Below are 21,486 nucleotides of genomic sequence, written 5' to 3'. Positions count from 1 at the left end.
GGAGCGGCTTCAGCCGCGACCGCGCCGCCGTCAACCGCACGCGCGATACATCTCTCTTCGATCGCCTCGCATCGCAAGCCCGCATGCCGCACTAGGGCTGCCCACCACGCTGCCGCAACAGCGACGGCGAATCCAACTGCAGCCCGCCACCTTCGCGATTGAGCGTGCGCAGGCGTTCGCCCAGCGTCGCCAGGTTGGCATCGATCTGCGCCAGGTCCACCTGCAGCGGCGCCGGCAGCAACCCGCGCAGGCGCGCCTGCAGCGCGGCGCCGTCCTCGCGCAGCGCCGCGATCCGCGCCTGTCCCTGGACCTGCAGCCAGGCGCGCTCCTGCGCCTGCGGCAGGCCATAGCCCGGCTGCCCCTGCAGCAGGCTCGACGGCTGGCTGAGCAGCCCCTGCTCGGCCAAGACGGCACGTACCGCGCTGGCGGCGTCGCGGGTGTCGGCAGCCGCCTCGCCCTCGCCCGCAGCGACCACCGCGGACGGCAGCGGCGTGCCCAGATAGCGCCGCTTCAACGCATCGCGGCCGCGCTGTTCGGCACGGCGGCGCGCGGCGTTCTCCAGCACCAGCAAGGCCGCACTGGCGCGCAGGTCGCCATGCTGCAGCCATGGCGCGCGCTGCGCCGCCGGCAGGTCCAGCCAGGCGTCGGCAGTGCGTGCCGGCAGCGCCAACGAACTCCGCGCCACCGCGAACATCTCCGCGAAGTGCGCGCTTGCCGCCGGGAAGTAATAGCCCTCCCGCACCGCCGCGTCGGCATCGTCGAGCACCGACGCATCGGCGATGCCGGCCCGTACCAGGCGCCGGCGCAATCCCGTCGGGCTGATGCCGGACAGGTGCGCGGCCGACAACCGCGGCACGCCGTCGTGCAGCAAGGCGTAGGTCTCCACCGCGCAGTTGTTGCTGAGGAAGTAATAGCGGCCGTCGTAGCTCCAGTGCAGTTGCGCGGCGCGCTCCAGCAGCGCGGCGATCTCCTCGCGCGAGAGCCGCAGCGGCAGCGACTGCAGGCCGCGCAGTTGCACCTGGGTGTAGTCGTCCACCACCTGGCGCAGCGGCAGCACGAACAGCCGCGACGGGTACGAACCGGTCAGCCCGCGCAGGCTGGAGATCTGCACGTCGTCGACGAAGGCGCGGAACGACAAGACCCGGTGTTCGGCAAGGTCCAACCGGCATGCCGGCCCCAGCGGCCGCCCCGGCGCGCAGATCACCAGGCGCAGCATGCTGTGGCCCCAGTGGCTCATCGGCTGCGCATTGCCTTCGGCCAGCAGGTAGTCCACAGCGTAGACCCGCGCCGGGTCGATCTGCAGCAGCGCCGCCTGCTCGGCCAACGGATCCTGCACGAACGCCAGGCCCGGCGCGCAGTCGCGGGCCGATGGCGTCCACGCCAGGCGCTCGGCGAAATACGCGGCCAGCGCCGGGCGGCGGCAGACGTAGTCCGGATCGAGCAGGACGTGTTCGAGATTCACCGCCACGAACTCGGCCGGCGACTGCAATTCGTAGCGGTCCGGGCTGCGCTCGGTGAAGCGGTTGTGGCCGCGGCGCAGGCCCAGGCGCATCGGGCTGACCTGCCAGCCGGCCAGATCCAGCAGCCGCGGATCGGACGACAGCCGCCCTGCCGTGGAACGATCGTAGAAATGCGCCAGTTCGTGCAGCACCGCGGCCAGGGCCGGCCGCCGCGCCGGATCGATGGCCGGATCGGTGTCGGGATCCTCTGCCGCCATCCAGTCGCGCAGCAGGCGCTTGTTCAACAGCAGGCGTCTGGCCTGCGCGCGCCCATGCACTTGCGCGGGAAGGTCGTCGCGCCATTGCAGCGGCAGCCCTGTCGGCAGCGCCGCGGCCCAGGCCGGGGGCAGCCGCGCCTGCGCCGCGGCCAGCACGGCCTGGCTGGCGGTGCGCTCGGCCGGGCTCAGTCCGCTCTCGTCGGCAGACAGCGGCGCGGCCGCTGCGGGCACCGCAGTGGCCAGCGCCAGCACCGCCAGCCACCGCGCGCCGAGGCGCCGTGGCCGGCGCGCGGTCACAGCGCCAGGATCGCCTGCGCCAGTTCCAGGTCGCTGGCCTGCTGCGCCTGCGGGTTGCGCTCGCGCAGCACGCGCAGCGCCGCTTCCAGTTGCACGCCGCGGATGCGGCCGGCGCTGGCGACGAAGCCGGCCGCGTCGTCGCGCGCCTGCAGCACCACCTTGTCGTTGTTGGAACTGCTGTCCGAGGACGCCGAGCTGCCGGCCGAGCCGGCAGAGGCCGAACCGGCGGAGCTGCCGGCGAAGCTGGACGCCTGCGCGAACGCGGGCAGGATCAGGGCGAACAGCAGGGCGCAGCGCGCGGTCACTCGGGTCATCGCAATCGTTCCAAACAGGATCGTGAAAAGGGGGACGGCCTGCGCCGCGCCGCATAGCCTAGCGGCCCGCCGCGCGCAGCGCCTGAACGGGCCGCGCGGCAGTGCTGCGGCCGGGCTCACGGATCGAACAGCTTGCCGGGATTGAGCAGGCCCGACGGATCAAACACGCGCTTGACCGCACGCATCAGCGCGATCTCCTCGGCGCTGCGGGTGCTGTCCAGGTACGGCTTCTTGACCAGGCCGATGCCGTGCTCGGCGGAGATGCTGCCGCCGTGCTCGGCCAGCACCTGCGCCAGCAGCTTGGTGACCTGCTCGCAGGCAGCGATGAACTCGGCCGGCGCGATGGCGTCGGGCTTGAGCACGTTGATATGCAGGTTGCCGTCGCCGATGTGGCCGAACCACACCACCTCGAACTGCGGGTAGGCCTCGCCGAGCAGCGCCTGGGTCCGTGCCAGGAACGCCGGCATCGCCGAAATCCGCACCGAGACGTCGTTCTTGTACGGCGTGTAGCGCGCCACCGCCTCGGTAATGCCTTCGCGCAGGCGCCACAGCTGCGCGGCCTGCGCCTCGCTCTGGCTGATCACCCCGTCCAGCACCCAGCCCTGCTCCATGCAGTCCTCGAACGCGGCCAGCGCCGCCGCCTCCTGCGCCTCGTTGCCGCTGGCGTATTCGGTGACCACGTAATACGGATAGACGGTGTCGAACGGCGCCTGCGCGCCATGCGCGAGCACGTGCTGCAACGCGCGGTCGGTGAAGAACTCGAACGCCTCCAGCTGCAGCCGGCTGCGGAACGCGGCGAACACCTGCATCAGCACCTCGAACGAGGGCAGCGCCAGCAGCATCACGTTGCTCGGCGGCGGCGGATCAGTGAGCCGCAGGGTGGCCTCGACCACGATGCCCAGGGTGCCTTCGGAGCCGATCAGCAACTGGCGGAAATCGTAGCCACTGGAATTCTTGATCAACCCGCGGTTGAGCTCGAGCAGCTCGCCACTGCCGGTGACCACCTTCAACCCGGCGATCCACTCGCGGGTGTTGCCGTAGCGGATCACGCGGATGCCGCCGGCGTTGGTGGCGATGTTGCCGCCGATCGAGCACGAGCCGCGCGCGGCGAAGTCCACCGGATACAGCAGACCGTGCTCGCGCGCGGCGTTGTGCACCGCTTCCAGCGGCGTGCCGGCCTGCACGGTGAGGGTGCGATCGACCGGATCGAACGCCAGCGCCTTGTTCATCCGCTCCAGGCTCAGCACCAGCTCGCCGTGCGCGGCCACCGCGCCGCCGGACAGGCCGGTGCGGCCGCCGGAGGGCACCACCGCCACCGCGTGCTCGTTGGCCCAGCGCAGCACCGCCTGCACCTCCTCCACCGTCGCCGGCAGCGCGATCGCCAGCGGCGCCGGGGTCCAGCGCCGGGTCCAGTCGCGGCCATAGTGCTCCAGGTCGGCGGGATCAGTCTTCAGGCGCAGGCCGGGAACGGCGAGGGCCAGGGCATCCAGGCGCGGATCGGTCATGGGCGGAGAGGCATCGGCGGAGGCAAGCATTCAAGCGTGCCAGCGTTGCGCAACGGCGTCCAGTTCGCCGCCAGCAGGTCGTTGCTTTTGCGAATCCCCACGCCCGAATCCCCCGCCGGCCGCCGCCAATCGATGCACCTGAAACCGTCCACCGGCGTTGCATCCGCGGCCTCCCTGCATCCTATTGCGGCGCACCAAAGCGCGGAGCCATCTGGCATAGTGACCGGCCCGTTGGCCATCGCTCCCTCGCCGCAATGTCGCCCAAGAAGACCTCGTTTCCGAAGCAGGATATCCGCGTGCTGCTGCTCGAAGGCATCAGCCAGACCGCCGTCGACGTGTTCCGCGCGGCCGGCTACTCGCAGATCGAACTGCACGCCAAGTCGCTGCCGGAAGACGAGCTCAAGCAGCGCATCGCCGAGGCGCACATCGTCGGCATCCGCTCGCGCACCCAGCTCAGCGCCGAGGTGCTGGCCCACGCCAAGCGCCTGATCGCGGTCGGCTGCTTCTGCATCGGCACCAACCAGGTCGACCTGGACGCCGCCGAACTGGCCGGCATCCCGGTGTTCAATGCGCCCTACTCCAACACCCGCAGCGTCGCCGAACTGGTGATCGCCGAGGCCATCCTGCTGTTGCGCGGCATTCCGCAGAAGAACGCCGAATGCCACCGCGGCGGCTGGTCGAAGTCGGCCGCCGGCAGCCACGAGACCCGCGGCAAGGTGTTGGGCATCGTCGGCTACGGCCACATCGGCACCCAGGTCGGCGTGCTCGCCGAGGCGCTGGGCATGCAGGTGATCTTCCACGACATCGAGACCAAGCTGTCGCTGGGCAACGCCCGCACCGCCACCGACCTGGACGACCTGCTGGCGCGCTCGGATGTGGTCACCCTGCACGTGCCGGAAACCGCGGCCACCCGCGACATGATCGGCGCGGCGCAACTGGCGCAGATGAAGCCGGGCGCGCACCTGATCAACGCCTCGCGCGGCACCGTCATCGACATCGACGCACTGGACGCGGCGCTGCGCAGCGGCCACATCGGCGGCGCCGCGGTGGACGTGTTCCCGATCGAGCCCAAGGGCAACGGCGACCTGTTCGAATCGCCGCTGGTCGGGCACGACAACGTGATCCTGACCCCGCACGTGGGCGGCAGCACGCTGGAGGCGCAGGACAACATCGGCGTGGAAGTGGCGGCCAAGCTGGTGCGCTACAGCGACAACGGCAGCACCCTGTCGGCGGTGAACTTCCCCGAGGTGACCCTGCCCGAGCACGCCGAGAGCCTGCGCCTGCTGCACATCCACCGCAACGTGCCGGGTGTGCTGTCGCAGATCAACGAACTGTTCTCCCGGCACAACGTCAACATCGACGGCCAGTTCCTGCGCACCGACCCCAAGGTCGGCTACGTGGTGATCGACGTCGGCGCCAGCGAGGAGCAGGCGGCGGTGCTGAAGGAGGAACTGGCGCAGGTGGCGGGGACGTTGCGGACGCGCATTCTTTACTAGCGGGGATTGGGGATTGGGGATTTGTGGGTGCGCTGCGCGCTCTTACCCTCACCCCAACCCCTCTCCCGGAGGGAGAGGGGCTCAGCCATCCAGCCGGAGCCGGCGCTTCCTTCTCCCCTCGGGAGAAGGTGCCCCGAAGGGGCGGATGAGGGTACGGGCGCAGCCTCGTGCAGCCAAAACACCGCCTGCGCTTCGCGCCCGACCCTCACCCCAACCCCTCTCCCGGGGGGAGAGGGGCTAGCGCTTTTCCTTCCCCCATCGGGAGAAGGTGCCCCGAAGGGGCGGATGAGGGTACGGGCGCAGCCTCGTGTTGCCAGATTGGTGCAGCGCTTCGCGCACCACCCTCACCCCAACCCCTCTCCCGGTGGGAGAGGGGCTAAGCAGTTCGCTGCAGCCACTTTTGCGCCATGCGCCGCAGCGACGGATCCAGATCCGCTTCATCCAGCAATTCGGCAATCGGGCGCCAGGCCAGGGCCAGCGATTCTTCACTGACCGCAAAGGCCTCGTCCGCGCCGGCGCGGACCACATACCGTGCATCGTAGTGCCAGTGCCCCGGCACGTCGCCCCGCTCAGGAATCCAGTGCCGGTCCAGGTCGAAGATCGCGCCGTCGTCCAATCCCAGGCCAGCCAGCCCCGACTCCTCCTCCGCCTCCTTCAACGCCACCCGCGCCAGATCGCGGTCGCCGTCGGCGTGTCCGCCCAGTTGCAGCCAGCGCTGCAGCTTGCGGTGATGGGTCAGCAGGGTGCGCATGCCGTCGGCGCTGACCAGCCAGGCCGAGCCGGTGAAATGGCCGTCCAGGCGCGCGCGCACGAACGGGTCGGCGGCATCGTCCAGCAAGGCCAGGAACTGCGCGGCGACCTCGGCCTGCTGCGGACACTGCCGGGCATGGGCCTGCAACTGCTGGCGTAGGGGCGACTCCGGCATCGGCGTTCTCGCGTTCGGGGGCCGCCATTATCGCCGCCGACGGTGCAGCGCGGCTTGTGGCGGCCGGCCGGCTTTGGCATGGTACGACGCTTGCGTCGCCCGCTTCGGGCCCGGCGCTTCGCCATTGCCGGGGCCGCTTGCCCCGTACCGCCACCTGGGGATGCACCGAATGCTCAAGTCTTTGCTGAGGGTCAAGCCGATCGAACCGGCCGGTCACGTCGATGCCGGCGAACCGTTCGAAGGCAGTCTGGAGGGCGAAGCCACCCTCAAACGCACCCTCACCGCCAGACACCTGATCCTGCTCGGCATCGGCGCGGTGATCGGCGCCGGCATCTTCGTGCTCACCGGCCAGGCCGCGGCCAATCATGCCGGCCCGGCAGTGATGCTCTCGTTCGTGTTCGCCGGCCTGGCCTGCGCCTTCGCCGGCCTGTGCTACGCCGAGTTCGCGGCGATGCTGCCGGTCTCCGGCAGCGCCTACTCGTATTCCTACGCCACGCTCGGCGAAGGCGTGGCCTGGTTCATCGGCTGGTGCCTGGTGCTGGAATACCTGTTCGCCGGCTCCAGCGTCGCGGTCGGCTGGTCGGCCTACCTGATCAGCTTCGTCACCGGCACCCTCGGCCTGCCCTTCCCGGCGGAGCTGGCCAGCGCACCGCTGACCTGGACCGGCCACGCGTTCGTGGCCTCGGGCAACCTCGTCAACCTGCCGGCGGTGCTGATCGTGGCCGCGGTCAGCACGCTGTGCTACATCGGCGTCACCCAGTCGGCCTTCGTCAACGCCATCGTGGTGGCGATCAAGGTGCTGGTGATCTGCCTGTTCGTCGGCGTCGGCCTCTTCTACATCAACCCGGACAACTGGCATCCGTTCATCCCCGAGAACACCGGCCCGGGCGAGTTCGGCTGGAGCGGCATCTTCCGTGCGGCCTCCATCGTGTTCTTCTCCTATATCGGCTTCGATGCGGTCTCCACCTCCGCCGGCGAAACCAAGGACCCGCAGAAGAACATGCCGATCGGCATCCTGGTGTCGCTGGCCATCTGCACCATCATCTACATCATCGTCTGCGCGGTGCTGACCGGCCTGCTGCCCTACACCCAGTTGGGTACCGCCAAGCCGGTGGCCACCGCGCTGGAGCACTACCCGCAGCTGGCCTGGCTGAAGACCTTCGTCGAGATCGGCGCCATCGCCGGCCTGTCCTCGGTGGTGCTGGTGATGCTGATGGCGCAGCCGCGCATCTTCTACACCATGTCCCGCGACGGCCTGCTGCCGAAGCTGTTCGGCAAGGTCCACCGCCGCTTCCACACGCCCTACGTCGGCACGGTGGTGGTCGGCGTGCTGGCCGCGCTGCTGGCCGGACTGATTCCGCTGGACGTGCTGGGCGAACTGGTGTCGATGGGCACCCTGCTGGCCTTCGCCACGGTCTGCGTCGGCGTGATGGTGCTGCGCTTCACCCGACCCGACCTGCCGCGTCCGTTCCGGGTACCGCTGTTCTGGGCAGTGTGCCCGCTGGGCGCGCTGTTCTGCGTCGGCCTGTTCTTCCAGGCGTTCCAGGAACACTGGAAGGTGTTCGTCGGCTGGACCCTGATCGGGCTGTGCATCTACTTCTTCTACGGCATCCGCAACAGCCGCCTGGCCGCGAAGGCCTGATCCGCTCCCCCGAAGACCGGCGTCCGCGCCGGTCTTCGCGTTCGTCCCCTCTTCCTCGCGCGCCGCGCCCGGCTGGAACCGCTCCATGCTCAAACAACTCTTGGCTACCAAACACCCCCATGCCAGCCACGAGGACGCCGGCGGGCTGGGCCTGCAACGCGCGCTCGGCCCCTGGGGCCTGACCGCGCTGGGCATCGGCGCGGTGATCGGCGGCGGCATCTTCGTCATCACCGGGCAGGCCGCGGCCAACCACGCCGGGCCGGCGATCATGCTCTCGTTCGTGCTGGCGGCGGTGTGCTGCGCGTTCTGCGCGCTGGCCTACGCCGAGTTCGCGGCGATGGTGCCGGTCTCCGGCAGCGCCTACACCTATACCTACGCCACCTTCGGCGAACTGGCCGCCTGGTTCATCGGCTGGATGCTGGTGCTGGAATACGGCGTGTCGGCCTCGGCGGTGGCGGTGAGCTGGACCGGCTATTTCCTCAGCCTGCTCGACCACTTCGACATCCATCTGCCGGCGGCCCTGGTCAACGCACCGCTGGACGGCAAGCTGCAGCCCACCGGCGCGATCGCCAACCTGCCCGCGGCCGGCATCGTGCTGCTGCTGACCTGGCTGTGCTACGTCGGCATCCGCAAGTCCTCGGCGATGAACATGGCGATGGTGGTGCTGAAGAGCGGCCTGATCGTGCTGGTCATCGCCGCCGGCTGGAAATACGTGGATCCGGCCAACTGGCACCCGTTCATCCCCGCCAACGAAGGCCCCGGCAAGTACGGCATGGACGGCGTGCTGCGCGGCGCGGCGATGGTGTTCTTCGCCTACATCGGCTTCGAGGCGGTGTCGGTGGCGGCGCAGGAATCGCATCGGCCGCAGCGCGATTTGCCGATCGGCATGATCCTGTCGCTGGTGATCTGCACCGTGCTGTACATTGCCATGGCCGCGGTGATGACCGGGCTGGTGCCGTTCGCGCAACTGGGCACCGACGAGCCGGTGGTGACCGCGGTCGCGGCGCATCCGCAGCTGGGCTGGCTGCGCGTGGTGGTGGAGGTCGGCGCGCTGATCGGCCTGTCGTCGGTGGTGCTGGTGATGATCATCGGCCAGCCGCGCATCTTCATGATCATCGCCCGCGACGGCCTGCTGCCGCCGGTGTTCACCAAGATCCACCCGACCTACCGCACTCCGCACGTCAACACGGTGATCACCGGCATCGGCATCGCCCTGCTGGCGGCGCTGTTCCCGCTGGACGTGCTGGGCGAACTGACCTCGATGGGCACCCTGATCGCCTTCGCCGCGGTCTGCGCCGGCGTGCTGATCCTGCGCCGCACCCAGCCGGACCTGCCGCGGCCGTTCCGCATCCCGTTTGCGTGGCCGATCTGCATCGCCGGCGTGCTCAGTTGCCTGGCGCTGCTGTCGGCGATGACCGCGCACAACTGGATGCTGATGGCCGGCTGGACGGTGATCGGCCTGGCGATCTACTTCGGCTACGGCTACCGCCACAGCCGCCTGCGCGGCAGCCAAGGCTGAGCGCAGAGCCCCTCTCCCTTCGGGAGGGGGGTTGGGGTGAGGGTACGGAGCGCGAAGCGCTGCGCCCAGCTGGCACACGTGGCTTCGCCCGTACCCTCATCCGCCCCTGCGGGGCACCTTCTCCCAAGGGGAGAAGGGAGAAGCCAAAGCCCCTCTCCCTCCGGGAGAGGGGTTGGGGTGAGGGTACGGCATGAGCAGATGCGCTTGGACCAGCCACCTGTCATCCCAATCCAACCCCCAAGCCCTACACTACGCGCATGAACGCACTGCCCTACGATTCCGAGCGCCTGCGCACGCTGGCGCACCTGCTGATCGACAACATCCGCGAGCTCTCGCAGGCCGGCTGGACGCCTGCCACCAGCAGCAACTTCTCGCACCGCCTGGACGATCGCCATGCCGCGATCACCGTCTCCGGTCGCGACAAGGGCCGGCTGGTGGAGGACGACATCATGGTGGTGGACTTCGACGGCCAGGCCGTCGGCCGCCCGCTGCGCCCGTCCGCCGAGACCCTGCTGCACACCCAGTTGTACCGGCGCTTCCCCGAGGTCGGCTGCATCCTGCATACGCATTCGCCGGTGCAGACCATCGCTTCGCGCCTCTATGCGCCGCAGGGCCATATCCGCCTGGAAGGCTACGAGCTGCTGAAGGCGCTGCATGGCAACCAGACCCACGAGACCGCCGTGGACCTGCCGGTGTTCGCCAATACCCAGGACATGACCGTGCTGGCGGCGCAGGTCGACGCCCTGCTCGATCGCACGCCGCTGTGGGGCTACCTCATCGATGGCCACGGCCTGTACGCCTGGGGCCGCGACATGGCCGAGGCGCGCCGCCACCTGGAGGCCTTCGAGTTCCTGCTGCACTGCGAGCTGGAGCTGCGCAAGCTGCGCGCCGCCGGCTGAGCCGCCGCGGCGCGACAGCGTTCCAGCGCCGCAACGGCCGCCGGCCGCGCACCTGCTACCCTTTTCGTCCCCCTGCCGCTTTCGCCCGCCGCCATGAGCCGACTCCGCATCTTCGCCGACACCACTCCCGACGCGCCGCTGTTCGACAGCCGCGATGGCGACGCGATCGCCGCCGAACTGCGCAAGATCGGCGTCACCTTCGAGCGCTGGCAGGCCAACCAGCCGATCGAGGCCGGCGCCTCGCCGGAAGCGGTGATGGCCGCCTACAAGGCCGACATCGACCGCCTGGTCGCCGCCAATGGCTTCAAGACCGTGGACGTGGTCAGCATCGCCCCCGACAACCCGCAGCGCGAGGAGATGCGCAAGAAGTTCCTCGACGAGCACTTCCACAAGGAAGACGAGGTGCGTTTCTTCGTCGCCGGCTCCGGTCTGTTCACCCTGCACGTGGACGGCAAGGTCTACGAGATCGAGTGCGTGCAGAACGACCTGATCGCCGTGCCCGACGGCACCCACCATTGGTTCGACATGGGCCCGGAGCCGCGCTTCGTCGCGATCCGCTTCTTCACCGAGCCGGACGGCTGGGTCGGCCACTTCACCGGCACCGACATCGCCCAGCGCTTCCCGCGCTACGAGGCGAAGCTGCGCGGCGAGGCGCACTGAGCGATGACCGATCCGCGCGTCGTTCTCACCGACATCGAAGGCACCACCAGCAGCATCTCCTTCGTCAAGGACGTGCTGTTCCCGTACGCGCGCCGCGCCCTGCCCGGCTTCGTGCGCGAGCATGGCCAGCAGCCGCAGGTGCGGCAATGGCTGGATGCCGTGGCCAGCGAATGCGGCGGCATCTGCACCGATGCGGTGATCGTGGAGACCCTGCAAGGCTGGATCGACCAGGACCGCAAGCACACCGCGCTCAAGGCGCTGCAGGGCATGATCTGGGAAGCCGGCTACCGCGATGCCGACTTCACCGCGCACATCTATCCCGATGCCGCACCGGCGCTGCGCCGCTGGCACGCCGACGGCCGCGCGCTGTACGTGTACTCGTCCGGCTCGGTGCCGGCGCAGAAACTGTTCTTCGGCCATAGCGACGCGGGCGACCTGCGCGCGCTGTTCTCCGGCTGGTTCGATACCGAGATCGGCGGCAAGCGCGAGCAACCCAGCTACACGCGCATCGCCGAGGCGATCGGGGTGGCGCCGGCGCAGATCGTGTTCCTGTCCGACGTGGTCGCCGAACTGGATGCGGCCCGTGCTGCCGGCCTGGACACGGTGCTGATCGACCGCCGCGACGATTACCCGCAACCGCGTCAGGGCGAGGCCTGCAACGGCCACCGCCGCGCGGAGAGCTTCGCCGACCTGGGCTTCTGAGAACCCGCATGCGCCGGCCTGCCGCTGCCTTGAGGGCCATCCTGGCGGCGTGGCAGCGCCCGCTTGCCGTGCTGCGACGCCGCTTGCTGCCGGCCGCGCTGCTGGCGCTGGCCCTGCCCGCTTGCCATTCCGATGCCGGCGCCATGCCGGCCGGCGCGGCCGACACCGCGCAGGACGCGGCGGCACAGGACGAGGCGGCACCGGATCCGGTCGACCAGGCGCAACTGCGCCAGGCGCTGGGATCGCTGCAGGCGCAGCGCCCAGGCATTCCCGACCTGTACGTGGTCGGCTTCGCCGGCGACGCCAGCGAGGACGTGTTCCGCAACGAAGTGCTGTACCTGCAGCAGATGTTCACGCAGCGCTTCGGCGCCGCTGGCCGCATCGCCACCCTGATCAACCACGGCGACAACCTGGGCACGCACGCCTACGCGCCACAGGCGTCCTACGACAACCTGGCCGATACGCTGGACCGCGTCGGCAAACTGATGGATCCGCGCGAGGATGCGCTGCTGCTGTTCCTGACCAGCCACGGCACCGACAAGCACGAGCTGTACCTGCAGTTCGGCCCCGGCGAGGATGCCGAGTACGACACCATCACCCCGCAGGAACTGCGCCGCCTGCTCGACGACGCGGGCATCCGCAACCGCATCATCGTGATCTCGGCCTGCTACTCCGGCGGCTTCGTGCCGGCGCTGAAGACCGCCGACACCCTGGTGATCACCGCCGCACGCCGCGACCGGCCCTCGTTCGGCTGCGGCAACACCGCCAGCGCCACCTATTTCGGCCGTGCCTGGCTGATTGACGCACTGGCGCGCACCACCGACATGATCGAAAGCTACAGCCTGGCCAGCGCCGAGATCAGCGCACGCGAACAGGCCGAAGGCGAAGCGCCGTCGTATCCGCAGCTGTACGTGGGTGCGCGCATCGGCACCTGGCTGCAGCACTGGCGCGCGCAGTTGCCGAACGCCGCCGCACCGCCCTATCCGTACCCGGAACCCGATGCGGACGACGCAGCGACTGCGGCCGATGGCGAACCGGACTACGCGCCCGGGACCACGCAAGCCACTGCTCCCCCGACGCCCGCAAAACAGGCGCGATCGCCATCGGCTGCCGCTCCCGCGCAGTGAGTCGTCCTGCTCCGTCGAGCAGCGCACATACGGCCCCGACGGTGACGGCTCCAGCGCTGGTGCCCGCACGGGGCCTGGAGCAGGAGTCCGCAGCGACCCCATAGATGAGAGTGATTCGCGTTCGATTGCCGATCACGTGCGCCCGCTACACTGCGCCCCGCAGCAAGCCCGCCAGCCTTTCGCCAGCCAGCTGCGCACCGATCCGTCCGCCCGCCAGCCTTCGCTCGCCAGCCAGGATCCTCGCGTTTCATCGGCCTCCTTCATGGAGGTTTTTTTGTTTCATGCCAATGCCAGACCGGCAGTACGACGAGCCGCGCCGCCAGCGGCGGTCCACACCAGACTCGGCAGGCGGTGAAGCCGACTTCCTCGATCAAGGCTACACAGGCGAAGGCCCGGCCGAAGCGGCGCAGATGGAAGCAACCTCTATGTCATCGAGCAAGCAACTTGCCGCGCTCCTCCTTTGCCTATTTGGCTGGAGGAGTGCGCTCGCCGCGCCTTCCGTCTGCCCCATTCGACAGAACCAGCCACTTCGCTCCATCGATGCATTCGATGGAGGACCACATGATCTCGCAACGCTTGAACCCGACGTGGCAAAGGAACGAGACGGCCATTGGGTTCTCGGCTACATCTACGATGAGGGCCGCTTCGTCACCTTGCGCTGCAAGTACGCGGACAAGCAAACGCAGGATGTAAAGCTGGCGAACCGTGTGGAGCAATGCAGCTATTCAATCAATGCAAAGAATGTCCTTCGCGTAACCTGCAAATGAAAGTCGGCACGGCGATCGGGCCAAGCACACGCGGCCGCCGGGCGAAGTAGAACCGGCTGTTGTCGTTGGCGATGAAGCCGATGCGCCGATCGGCGCTTGCATTGGCGAATGGGCTGGCGTTTGCCCGGTCCGGAGCGCCGTCCCAACCCAGGACAGCGGTTGAAAACATCTAGATCGCGACTGAACTGGCGTCGCCGGGACGCCGGCGTCGCAACCGTGGCGCGTTCAGGGCGACGCGTCCTGCAACCGGTAGCTGGTGCTGGCGCGCTGCTCGCCGCGCCAGCGATCGAAGGCGCGGACCTCGATCCGGTGGGCGCCGACGCTCAGGTCGGTGGGCAGGACGCCGCGCCACAGGTGTTCCGACGGCGTGGCTTCCGGCGAACGGTCGTAACCACGCAACGCGTCGGCGGCATCGTCGCGCGCGTTCTCCGCGAGCAGGTCCGGATCCGGCTGCCGGACGTGCCGCATCGGCTTCCAGGGGCCGCCATCGAGACGGTACTCCACACGCGTGTCGTCCTCGCCCATGAACACGTTCGCGTACACCCCCCAGGCCGGGTAGGCACCACGGCGCAGCACCTTGGGCGCATGCAACTGCAGCTGCGGATCGCCGGCGGCGCGCGCGGCGTGATAGGCGAGCGCATAGTCGCCGCCGCGCTTCACGGTCAGCACGGCATAGCCATTGGGCGTGCCGTCGGACATCGTCGTCACCGGCACGCCGTCAGCGCCCTTGACGCCGGACCAATAGGCGCCACAAGCGGCGCCGACGTTGTACTCGTGCAACGGGCTCGCGCCCTGCCAGCCGTCGGCGGCGGTGTAGTACATGTGCCGCTGGGTATGGCTGTGCGCGGTGAGCACCAACACGTGCGGGAAGCCCTTCAGCAGCGCGAACAGCCGCGCACGGTCGGCATGGCGGAAGGACTCCTTGCCGGGGACCGCGTCGAACAGGTGGATATGCATCCCCAGCACCAGCAGCCGATCCTTGGGAACGCTCGCCAGGTAGGTCTGCAGGAACGCGAACTGATCCTCGCGCAAGCCGCCGATGTAGTCGGGCTGGCGCTGCGGCTGATAGATCACGTCGTCGAGGAACACGAAGCTGGCGCCTCCATCCTCCACCGCGTAGGTGTCCGGGCCGTAGATCGCGCGCCAACTGGCCAACGACCCCAGGTCGTCGGCCGCGTCGAAATTCAGGTCGTGGTTGCCGGGCACGTGGAACCACGGCACGCCCAGCTTGACGGTTTCGGCGTTCAGCGCGGGAAACAGCGACAAGTCGTCGCTGACCAGGTCGCCCAGCGTGGTGCCCAGGCGCGCCTGCGTCTTGCCGACCAGCGGGGCGACGATCGCGCGGGCGTAGTAGCCGACGTCGGTCATCGAGGCGGTCTGGCTGTCGGCGAAGACCAGCACCTCGGTGCTGTCGGCCTTGGGCTGCGCACGCAGCGCGAAATCCCAGTGCTCGGTGGCGCCGGTCGTGGGCGCGATCCCAGGGTACTTGAGCCTGGGCGAGCCGGCCGGCGCATAGTGGCGCCAATAGGCAGGCAGACCGTTGCCTGCGCTGGCGAAGGTGTAGCCGTCGGGCTTGATCACGAAGACCGTGCGTCCCGGCTCCACTTGCAAGGAGTAGCGCCCCTGCGCGTCGGTGCGCACGATGTGCACGCCATCGGAGACCTGCACGCCGGCGATGCCGGGCTCGCCATCGCCACGTCCAGCATGGCCATCGCGCTCCTGGTAGACGCTGCCGCTGATCGTCGCCGGCTGCGCCAGCACGGGAAGCGCGGCGGTCAACAGGCAGGTGAGCACGACGGCACGCAGCAACATGGTCAATCCCGAGAGCAAGCGAAACCGCCATTGTAGCCATTGATCACGGAACGACGGTCACCGCGACCGGGCGATCCGGCGCACAGCCAGCGGGCCGGCAACGTCCTGCACAGTCACGCCCAACGGTTGGGCGAACGCAGGCGATCAATCGAGCTGCAGCCCGGCGCACGCGGCACTCGGCGGCCCCCGGTCCGCACAGGCGTCCACCCGAGGAAATGCTGCCCTGCCCTGACCCGCCACGCGGGCGATCATGTTCGCAGCGACACCGTCAGGCAGCTCGCCACGCGTCAGGCCATGGCCTGTCCGCTGCCAGCGCGAAGCCGGCGTTGCGTTCCTGCGCATGGTGGCGCAGACGTGTGCGCAGCGCAGCGGGGATCGCAACGTCCGCCTTGCCGGCGTGCAATCGGGAGGCAGCGGGATTCAGCTTCCGGCGGAGATGGTCGGGCAGATCGCGCAGTTGCTTCGTTGCCATGCGACGCACCGCCTCGCGTGCCTGCCGGGCATCGAAGCTCACCGGCGCTTCCTGGTCGATGCCCAGCCAGCCGCAAAGATCGCGAAACCCCGCCTGCGGCGACGCGTACATGTCCTCGTAGGTCAGCACCCGCAACCGCTCCCTGGGAAAGAAGCTGCGCCAGCGCGACAGTGGCCCGGTGACGTCCAGCAAGTTGAGGTAGTGCAGCCCGAACGGGAAATACGTGTTCGCGAAACGTGCCTCGCTCGTGCGGAACACGGCCGCCTCGGGATCCGTGTCGGCTTCGTTGCCCGTCCGCAGATACAGGGCATACAGGCTGAGCAGCATGTCGGCCGGGCTTCGCAGCAGCAGCACGATCCGCGCGTCCGAATGCGCCCTGGCGATCCGTGCCGGCGCCTCCTGGCTGTAGAAGTACCAGACCGACGCTTCGGCGCGATAGCGCTGGTCGCCCGCAGCAGCGAACAGCCGCTGATAGTCCGCGGGATCGGAGACGGTGTGCGGCTGTGCGGGCAGGTCCGCGGCATAGAAGTGCGGCTCCTTCAGCACGCTCGCGTAAACGTCCGGATGCTGCTTGAGCGCGGCGAACAACGAGGTGGTACCGCACCTCGGCGCACCGATGACGAACAGGTTGGGCGCCTTCACCACGGGAAAACCGCCTTGTCCTTGTAGAACTTGCCGGTCTCGCCGCCGCCATCGGCCAGCCACAGGATGGTCTCGGCCCCCTGCTCCGGCGAGCGCGGCGCGGCGATGCCGCCGAGCTTGGTCCTGACCCAGCCCGGCGTCATGCAATTGACGCGGATGCCGCGGTCGGCGAGCTCCATGGCCAGCGCCTGGGTCAGCACATTCAATGCCGACTTCGAGCTGCGGTACGCCAGGTTGTTGCCTTCGATCTTGGTCGAACTGCCGTGCCCACTGGAGACATTGATGATCTGCGCCTGCGGCCGCAACTGCATCAGGGGCAGGACCAACTGGATCAGCCGCCACGGGCCGAAGAAGTTGACGTCGAACGTCGCCCGCGCCTGCGCCTCGGCTTCCGTACTGGGCGTATCGCGCACGCCGACGGAGACGCCGGCATTGTTCACGAGCACGTCGACATGCCCATGGGCTTTTGCAATGACGTCGACCGCCGCGACCATCGACGCTTCGGAACAGACGTCCAGCTGGATCGGCGTCACCCCGCTCAGCTGGCGGCGCGCGACCACGGCCATGCCATCGGCCAGGTTCCGGCACCCCATGTACACCTGCATGCCACGCTTGGCGAGGCCTTCGCACGTCGCCAGCCCGATCCCGCGATTGCCGCCACTGATGAGGGCGACGCGATCGCCGCTGCGCGTCTGCGTCATTGCACACCTGCCCGGTATTCCGGAAAGCGATTGAACAGGAAGGCCTCCTTGCGCGCGACGAAATCGCGCAAGCGATCGTCGAAGTAATCGCGTGCGTGCGGGCGCGCCCGCGCTTCGTGGGCCTGATCCGGCAGGACCCGGTCGTGCTGTCGGACGCACCTGGACAGCGCCGCATCCGCACCCAGCCGTTCGAGGTAATCGGCGAGGTCGTCGTTGAGCGTCTCGGTGCGCAGGAACTCGACCGGATACTCATGCGCCTGCAGATGGCCCCGGTCCAGGTCCTGGTCGACGATGCCGGCGAATACGCGCTTCGGGTCCCGGCAGAAGAAGCGGATGAACTGCTCGGTATGCCATCCGATCGCACGTTCGGCCGGCAGCTTCGGCGTGTCGTAGCCGCTGGGCATGCCGCGATGCACATTGACGAAGAAACGATTGGCGATCGCGACGAACTCCCCGAAACCGACCTGGGGATACGCCGGGAACTCCTGCTGGATCCGCGCAGGATCGCAGTATTCCTGCGGATGGGTCTTCCACCAGCCATAGTGGTACTGCGAGACGTAGCGCTCGAACGGCGAGCGCATGACCGAGAGGATCGGCTTGCCCCGGTCCGCGTCCGGGATCTCGTCGCAGGTACCGTGCTTGCGCCCGGTCTCGACGGCCCGCGGGCCGTACGCACGTCGCAGCATCTCGGTGATGAACGTTCCGCCCGTCTTGGGCATATGGATGAAAACGAAATCCGGCGTGATCAGCATCGTGGTCAGGCTCTCAGCGGCCCGGCCTTTCCGGTGAGCTTGCGGCGCAGTCCGGCGCCCAGATAACGGCCGCAGTAGTCGCCGTAGAGGATGCCTTCGTCGGTCAGGCGCAGCCGCTCGTCCTCGAGCGTGACCAGGCCCTGCCGCTGCAGGTGCGCAAGGTCTTCGGCAAGCGTCGTGTCGAGCTGTACGCCGTGCCTGTCGCAGTAGGCGTCGAGATCGATCGCGGTCGTCTTCAGCCCCATCACCAGGTCGCGCAGCATCTGGTCGGCGCTGCTGATCTCCAGCACCCGCTGCGTCGGGATCGCACCGCGCTCGACGCGGTCCAGATAGGCATCGATCTCGGTGACGTTCTGCCGGCTGCGTCCGCCCACGGTACCGAACGCCGATGCGCCGAAGCCATACAGGTCTTCACCGCGCCAGCGACTGATGATGTGCCGTTGCGGATATTTTCCTTCGCGGGTGAAGGTGAAATAGGTGGACGGCAGGTAGCCCGCCTCGCGCAGCCGCGAAAGTCCCCAGCGCGCAAACGCCATTTCCTGGTCCGGACCGGGCAGCGTGAGCGTGCCCTGGCGGACGTCGTTCATGTAGTGCGCGTTGGAGTACAACTCCATCTTGTAGACGGTGACCGCATGCACGCCGAGGGAGATGGCGCGGTTGATCGAATGCTGCCAGCTGCCCATCACCTCGCCTTCGAGCCCGGACAGCAGGTCCACATTGACCACGGCACCGGTCTTCAGCGCACGCTCGATCGCCCGCGAGTTCTTCTCGTCGGTATCGTGGCGACCGGTCAGGGCGACCACGCGGTCGTCGAAGGACTGGATGCCGAAGCTGATCCGGTTGACGCCCAGGTCCGCCAACCCATCGATCATGCGGTTGTTCAACGTGATCGGCTCGATCTCGAAGACGAACTCCGGCGCATCGAGCACGAAGCACTCCTCGATCTTGCGCTTGATGCGGCGCAACTGCTCGGGCTGGATCACGCTCGGCGTGCCGCCGCCGAAGTAGATCGACTTCACCGTGCGTCCGCGCAACCTGTGCGCATCGGCGACCAGTTCGATCTCGCGACACAGCGCGTCGACATAGCGCTCGCGGACCGCATGCGAGGAGTCGGACAGGATCTCGATCTTGAAGAAGCAGTAGCGACAGCGCTGCAGGCAGAACGGGATATGGAAGTACAGATGCAGCGGCTGTTCGGCCAGGAGATCGGCGTCGCCGGCCGACTTCCAGTAGCGCTGGGGCGGCCACGCCACCACGAAGCCGTCGCGGTTGGGCAGTTCGTTGCGATAGTCCGGCGGAGGCGACGGCAGGGGCGGACCACGCGCGTCGTCGACCAGCGCGATCGTGAGCTCGGTCATTGCGCCGCCTCGGCCGTGCGCGCCGGCAGGCGCATGAGCACGAGCGAGGCCACGCTGTCCAGCGACCTGAACGTGTCCGACTCCAGATCTTCGTCCAGGATGCGGATCGGGAAGCGGCGCTCCAGATGGTTGATGAACTCCGCCATGCTGATCGAATCAAGCGCAAGCCCGTCTTCCAGGAACGACGCCCCATCCGGGATCTGCTCGTAGCGCACATTGAGATCCAGGTCCTCGGCGATCAGCCGCTTCAAGGTATCGACGATCTGGGGCTTATCCATGGCAGTAGTCCTTGATGATGGTCTTCCGGTCGGGCTTTCCGCTGCCCAGACAAGGCAGATCCGAAACGAGCGTGTAGTGATCCGGCCTGGCGAAGGCCGGCAGCGTGATCGACGCATGCTGCTTGAGCACGTCGACGGTCAGCGTGGGGTTGGCAGGCTTGACCACGGCCGCGATCGCCTTGCCCACCGTGGTGTCTTCGTCGAGCACGATCGCCACGGCCTGCGCGACGTCGGGCCACGCCATCATGGTGCTCTCCAGATCGGCCAGGATCAGCAGCTTGCCCGCGCGGTTCAGGCTGAGATCGGCGCGGCCGCGGATGCAGAAGCCGCCACTGTCATCGAAGGCCGCGATGTCGCGCGTGTCCCAGACGGCGGGAAACGCCGTCAGTTCGCCTTGATGGGCCAGATGCGTGGCAGCGTGCGGATGGGTCACCAGGAGATTGCCCTGTCCGGCGCTGGCGTCTGCGATGCATGCGGACACGCCCTCGAGCGGACGCAACGCCCCGGGCGCATTGGGCGCGGAAATCGCGACCACACCCAGTTCGGAACTTCCGTAGAGGTCGAAAACGCGATGGAAGACCTGCTGCGCCTGCGCGTGCAGTACCGGCGGCGTCGCGTCGCCGGCAAGCACCAGGCCGCGACAGCCGACGACCGGGGCGTTCTTGCGCTGCAGCAGCATTCGCAACAGATGCGGGGTGGAAAAGACCCAGGTCGGCCTTGCAGCGCGCAGCGCATCGTTGAAGCCCAGCAGATTGGCCTTGGGCAGCAGATGGATCTGCGCACCGGCCAGCAATGCCGGCAGCAGCGCCGCGCCGAGACCATACATGTGATGCAGGGGAACGGTAATCAACACCCGATCGTCGGCGCCGATTTGCAACCGGCGCAGCACCATGGCGCTGGTCGCCAGCAGATCGTCGTATGCATGCCAGATCACCTTGGGCGCCCCCACCGTGCCCGAGGACAGCACCGCCAAGCCCACGGGCCACTGCGCATGCCCTGCCGGTGGAGGGAGGATCTGCAGCGGCGACGGCGCAGCGCCACCTTCGACCGACGCACCGACATGCACATCGCACAGCGGCGGTGGCGCCGCGTTGCCTGCACACAGCAGCAGCGAATGCCCATCGACAATGGCAGCCAGCAATTGCGACAGCATCTCCAGATTGTCGACGCCCAGCATCGCCGCCCGCGTGTACCCACGCTTGGCCTTCCAGCGCTCGCGCCCGCTGTGCAGCAGGTCCTGCAGCGTCGCCCGCGCTCCATTCAGGTGCACCACGCTGCCGCTGGCGGCGAGCGCGCCGCGCCAGTCGCACGCGGGCGCATGGGCGCGCTCGACCGGCGTCATCATGCGCGCTCCAGCGATTCGTTGTTGAGGATTTCGCTGACCTCGACGCAGTCGATGCCGTTGAGTTTCATCGCGTAGCGCCGCGAGAGCGCCCAGGTCGATTCGGTGCGGAGACTGCGAGGTGCAGGCACGGCCAGCGTCTCCAGGTCGGTCTTTTCGAGGAGACCACGATCGTGCGGATCGAACAGCTTGCCGATTCCTACGCTGCCGTCGAGCAGCTTCTGCCGCTGCTGCGCGTCGACGCAGGACAGGCGGATCGACGATTCGGCGACCAGGAGGATGTTGCGTGGATCGCGCACATAAAGACGCGAACGGCGGCACAGGACCTCGCCTTCATTCGCCCGCGCTTCGATATGCTGATCGAGGACATGGACCTCGACGGGCGATCCGGCGAGCGCCTCCAGAAAGAAGGTGGTGGAGCCGCGCAAGGCCAGATAATCGTTGAGCCGTCGCGAGGGGACGGCGTCGGCGCGCAATCCACCGGCATACGCGTCCGCAGAGGGCGGATCCGGAAAGGCGGTCCAGGAGGCCAGCAGGTGCGAGGTCATATCCGTCCTTG

The 21,486-nt window shown here is 68.4% G+C and carries 20 protein-coding genes; 8 read left to right on the top strand and 12 right to left on the bottom strand.

Annotation, left to right across the window (positions count from 1 at the left end; genetic code table 11):
• Nucleotides 1–91: 91 nt before the first annotated feature.
• From AC1PLR_RS09460 to AC1PLR_RS09450, 3 genes are all read right to left on the bottom strand, one after another.
• Nucleotides 92–2,014: an Lnb N-terminal periplasmic domain-containing protein gene (locus AC1PLR_RS09460; protein WP_481103375.1), complete on the bottom strand. Its 1,923-nt coding sequence runs from the start codon at nt 2,012–2,014 to the stop codon at nt 92–94.
• Complete coding sequence (locus AC1PLR_RS09455) at nt 2,011–2,328, bottom strand: DUF2388 domain-containing protein (protein WP_010341821.1); 318 nt, start codon at nt 2,326–2,328, stop codon at nt 2,011–2,013. Before AC1PLR_RS09455 ends, AC1PLR_RS09460 begins: the two co-directional genes overlap by 4 nt.
• 116 nt (nt 2,329–2,444) lie before the next feature.
• The gene (locus AC1PLR_RS09450) at nt 2,445–3,833 is read right to left on the bottom strand and encodes an FAD-binding oxidoreductase (protein ID WP_481103374.1); all 1,389 of its coding nucleotides are present in this window, start codon (nt 3,831–3,833) and stop codon (nt 2,445–2,447) included.
• A gap of 254 nt (nt 3,834–4,087) precedes the next feature.
• On the opposite strand from AC1PLR_RS09450, the gene serA reads away from it, so the two are divergent.
• Nucleotides 4,088–5,329, top strand: a complete 1,242-nt coding sequence (gene serA, locus AC1PLR_RS09445) for a phosphoglycerate dehydrogenase (protein ID WP_481103373.1) — start codon at nt 4,088–4,090, stop codon at nt 5,327–5,329.
• A 376-nt stretch (nt 5,330–5,705) separates the two neighbouring features.
• Here the strand turns inward: serA and AC1PLR_RS09440 are convergent, their stop codons facing one another.
• Nucleotides 5,706–6,254 carry an NUDIX hydrolase gene (locus AC1PLR_RS09440; RefSeq protein ID WP_481103372.1) on the bottom strand — a complete coding sequence of 183 codons (549 nt, stop codon included), beginning with the start codon at nt 6,252–6,254 and terminating at the stop codon, nt 5,706–5,708.
• Between the two features lie 169 nt (nt 6,255–6,423).
• Between AC1PLR_RS09440 and AC1PLR_RS09435 the strand changes: the two genes are divergently transcribed.
• The 7 genes from AC1PLR_RS09435 (at nt 6,424) to AC1PLR_RS09405 (ending at nt 13,570) form a co-directional block, all read left to right on the top strand.
• Nucleotides 6,424–7,896 (top strand): amino acid permease, encoded by a 1,473-nt coding sequence (locus AC1PLR_RS09435; protein WP_371182339.1) that lies wholly within the window; start codon nt 6,424–6,426, stop codon nt 7,894–7,896.
• Between the two features lie 85 nt (nt 7,897–7,981).
• Nucleotides 7,982–9,415, top strand: coding sequence for an amino acid permease (locus AC1PLR_RS09430; protein ID WP_019802501.1), 1,434 nt, complete (start codon nt 7,982–7,984; stop codon nt 9,413–9,415).
• 257 nt (nt 9,416–9,672) lie between these two features.
• On the top strand, nt 9,673–10,314 hold the full coding sequence (locus AC1PLR_RS09425) for a methylthioribulose 1-phosphate dehydratase (RefSeq protein WP_017912143.1): 642 nt from the start codon (nt 9,673–9,675) through the stop codon (nt 10,312–10,314).
• Nucleotides 10,315–10,407: 93 nt separating this feature from the next.
• Nucleotides 10,408–10,974: a 1,2-dihydroxy-3-keto-5-methylthiopentene dioxygenase gene (locus tag AC1PLR_RS09420; protein ID WP_420009957.1), complete on the top strand. Its 567-nt coding sequence runs from the start codon at nt 10,408–10,410 to the stop codon at nt 10,972–10,974.
• 3 nt (nt 10,975–10,977) lie between these two features.
• Nucleotides 10,978–11,676: an acireductone synthase gene (gene mtnC, locus AC1PLR_RS09415; RefSeq protein ID WP_481103371.1), complete on the top strand. Its 699-nt coding sequence runs from the start codon at nt 10,978–10,980 to the stop codon at nt 11,674–11,676.
• An 8-nt stretch (nt 11,677–11,684) separates the two neighbouring features.
• Nucleotides 11,685–12,803, top strand: a complete 1,119-nt coding sequence (locus AC1PLR_RS09410; RefSeq protein WP_481103370.1) for a C13 family peptidase — start codon at nt 11,685–11,687, stop codon at nt 12,801–12,803.
• A gap of 281 nt (nt 12,804–13,084) precedes the next feature.
• Nucleotides 13,085–13,570 (top strand): STY0301 family protein, encoded by a 486-nt coding sequence (locus tag AC1PLR_RS09405; protein ID WP_481103369.1) that lies wholly within the window; start codon nt 13,085–13,087, stop codon nt 13,568–13,570.
• A 225-nt stretch (nt 13,571–13,795) separates the two neighbouring features.
• Here AC1PLR_RS09405 and AC1PLR_RS09400 read toward each other — a convergent pair whose 3' ends face one another.
• The 8 genes from AC1PLR_RS09400 to AC1PLR_RS09365 all read right to left on the bottom strand — a co-directional run bounded on the left by AC1PLR_RS09400 (nt 13,796) and on the right by AC1PLR_RS09365 (nt 21,475).
• A complete protein-coding gene (locus AC1PLR_RS09400; protein ID WP_481103368.1) occupies nt 13,796–15,382 on the bottom strand; it encodes a calcineurin-like phosphoesterase C-terminal domain-containing protein in 1,587 nt (528 codons plus the stop codon).
• A 268-nt stretch (nt 15,383–15,650) separates the two neighbouring features.
• Entirely contained in the window at nt 15,651–16,499 is an 849-nt protein-coding gene (locus AC1PLR_RS09395; protein WP_481103367.1) for a sulfotransferase family protein, read from the bottom strand.
• Complete coding sequence (locus AC1PLR_RS09390) at nt 16,493–17,197, bottom strand: SDR family NAD(P)-dependent oxidoreductase (protein ID WP_481103366.1); 705 nt, start codon at nt 17,195–17,197, stop codon at nt 16,493–16,495. The genes AC1PLR_RS09395 and AC1PLR_RS09390 overlap by 7 nt, the downstream gene beginning before the upstream one ends.
• The gene (locus tag AC1PLR_RS09385) at nt 17,194–17,949 is read right to left on the bottom strand and encodes a hypothetical protein (RefSeq protein ID WP_371182352.1); all 756 of its coding nucleotides are present in this window, start codon (nt 17,947–17,949) and stop codon (nt 17,194–17,196) included. Before AC1PLR_RS09385 ends, AC1PLR_RS09390 begins: the two co-directional genes overlap by 4 nt.
• A 5-nt stretch (nt 17,950–17,954) precedes the next feature.
• Nucleotides 17,955–19,307 (bottom strand): coproporphyrinogen-III oxidase family protein, encoded by a 1,353-nt coding sequence (locus AC1PLR_RS09380; protein WP_481103365.1) that lies wholly within the window; start codon nt 19,305–19,307, stop codon nt 17,955–17,957.
• The gene (locus AC1PLR_RS09375; protein ID WP_010340779.1) at nt 19,304–19,585 is read right to left on the bottom strand and encodes an acyl carrier protein; all 282 of its coding nucleotides are present in this window, start codon (nt 19,583–19,585) and stop codon (nt 19,304–19,306) included. Before AC1PLR_RS09375 ends, AC1PLR_RS09380 begins: the two co-directional genes overlap by 4 nt.
• On the bottom strand, nt 19,578–20,930 hold the full coding sequence (locus tag AC1PLR_RS09370) for an AMP-binding protein (RefSeq protein WP_481103364.1): 1,353 nt from the start codon (nt 20,928–20,930) through the stop codon (nt 19,578–19,580). Before AC1PLR_RS09370 ends, AC1PLR_RS09375 begins: the two co-directional genes overlap by 8 nt.
• Nucleotides 20,927–21,475 carry a hypothetical protein gene (locus AC1PLR_RS09365; RefSeq protein ID WP_481103363.1) on the bottom strand — a complete coding sequence of 183 codons (549 nt, stop codon included), beginning with the start codon at nt 21,473–21,475 and terminating at the stop codon, nt 20,927–20,929. The genes AC1PLR_RS09370 and AC1PLR_RS09365 overlap by 4 nt, the downstream gene beginning before the upstream one ends.
• Nucleotides 21,476–21,486: the final 11 nt, after the last annotated feature.

The sequence above is a fragment of the Xanthomonas sp. NCPPB 3570 genome (assembly GCF_056725115.1).
The sequence above is the reverse complement of the archived record's forward strand: the minus strand, read 5'-3'. Positions and strand labels throughout refer to the sequence as shown.

What these genes read in the sequence shown, in the direction of transcription:
- mtnC (WP_481103371.1), top strand. Translation starts at nt 10,978, where the DNA reads ATGACCGATCCGCGCGTCGTTCTCACCGACATCGAAGGCACCACCAGC.
- AC1PLR_RS09420 (WP_420009957.1), top strand. Translation starts at nt 10,408, where the DNA reads ATGAGCCGACTCCGCATCTTCGCCGACACCACTCCCGACGCGCCGCTG.
- AC1PLR_RS09440 (WP_481103372.1), bottom strand. Translation starts at nt 6,254, where the DNA reads ATGCCGGAGTCGCCCCTACGCCAGCAGTTGCAGGCCCATGCCCGGCAG.
- AC1PLR_RS09365 (WP_481103363.1), bottom strand. Translation starts at nt 21,475, where the DNA reads ATGACCTCGCACCTGCTGGCCTCCTGGACCGCCTTTCCGGATCCGCCC.
- AC1PLR_RS09370 (WP_481103364.1), bottom strand. Translation starts at nt 20,930, where the DNA reads ATGATGACGCCGGTCGAGCGCGCCCATGCGCCCGCGTGCGACTGGCGC.
- AC1PLR_RS09405 (WP_481103369.1), top strand. Translation starts at nt 13,085, where the DNA reads ATGCCAATGCCAGACCGGCAGTACGACGAGCCGCGCCGCCAGCGGCGG.
- AC1PLR_RS09375 (WP_010340779.1), bottom strand. Translation starts at nt 19,585, where the DNA reads ATGGATAAGCCCCAGATCGTCGATACCTTGAAGCGGCTGATCGCCGAG.
- AC1PLR_RS09385 (WP_371182352.1), bottom strand. Translation starts at nt 17,949, where the DNA reads ATGCTGATCACGCCGGATTTCGTTTTCATCCATATGCCCAAGACGGGC.
- AC1PLR_RS09425 (WP_017912143.1), top strand. Translation starts at nt 9,673, where the DNA reads ATGAACGCACTGCCCTACGATTCCGAGCGCCTGCGCACGCTGGCGCAC.
- AC1PLR_RS09380 (WP_481103365.1), bottom strand. Translation starts at nt 19,307, where the DNA reads ATGACCGAGCTCACGATCGCGCTGGTCGACGACGCGCGTGGTCCGCCC.
- AC1PLR_RS09435 (WP_371182339.1), top strand. Translation starts at nt 6,424, where the DNA reads ATGCTCAAGTCTTTGCTGAGGGTCAAGCCGATCGAACCGGCCGGTCAC.
- AC1PLR_RS09400 (WP_481103368.1), bottom strand. Translation starts at nt 15,382, where the DNA reads ATGTTGCTGCGTGCCGTCGTGCTCACCTGCCTGTTGACCGCCGCGCTT.
- AC1PLR_RS09410 (WP_481103370.1), top strand. Translation starts at nt 11,685, where the DNA reads ATGCGCCGGCCTGCCGCTGCCTTGAGGGCCATCCTGGCGGCGTGGCAG.
- AC1PLR_RS09455 (WP_010341821.1), bottom strand. Translation starts at nt 2,328, where the DNA reads ATGACCCGAGTGACCGCGCGCTGCGCCCTGCTGTTCGCCCTGATCCTG.
- AC1PLR_RS09450 (WP_481103374.1), bottom strand. Translation starts at nt 3,833, where the DNA reads ATGACCGATCCGCGCCTGGATGCCCTGGCCCTCGCCGTTCCCGGCCTG.
- serA (WP_481103373.1), top strand. Translation starts at nt 4,088, where the DNA reads ATGTCGCCCAAGAAGACCTCGTTTCCGAAGCAGGATATCCGCGTGCTG.
- AC1PLR_RS09390 (WP_481103366.1), bottom strand. Translation starts at nt 17,197, where the DNA reads ATGACGCAGACGCGCAGCGGCGATCGCGTCGCCCTCATCAGTGGCGGC.
- AC1PLR_RS09430 (WP_019802501.1), top strand. Translation starts at nt 7,982, where the DNA reads ATGCTCAAACAACTCTTGGCTACCAAACACCCCCATGCCAGCCACGAG.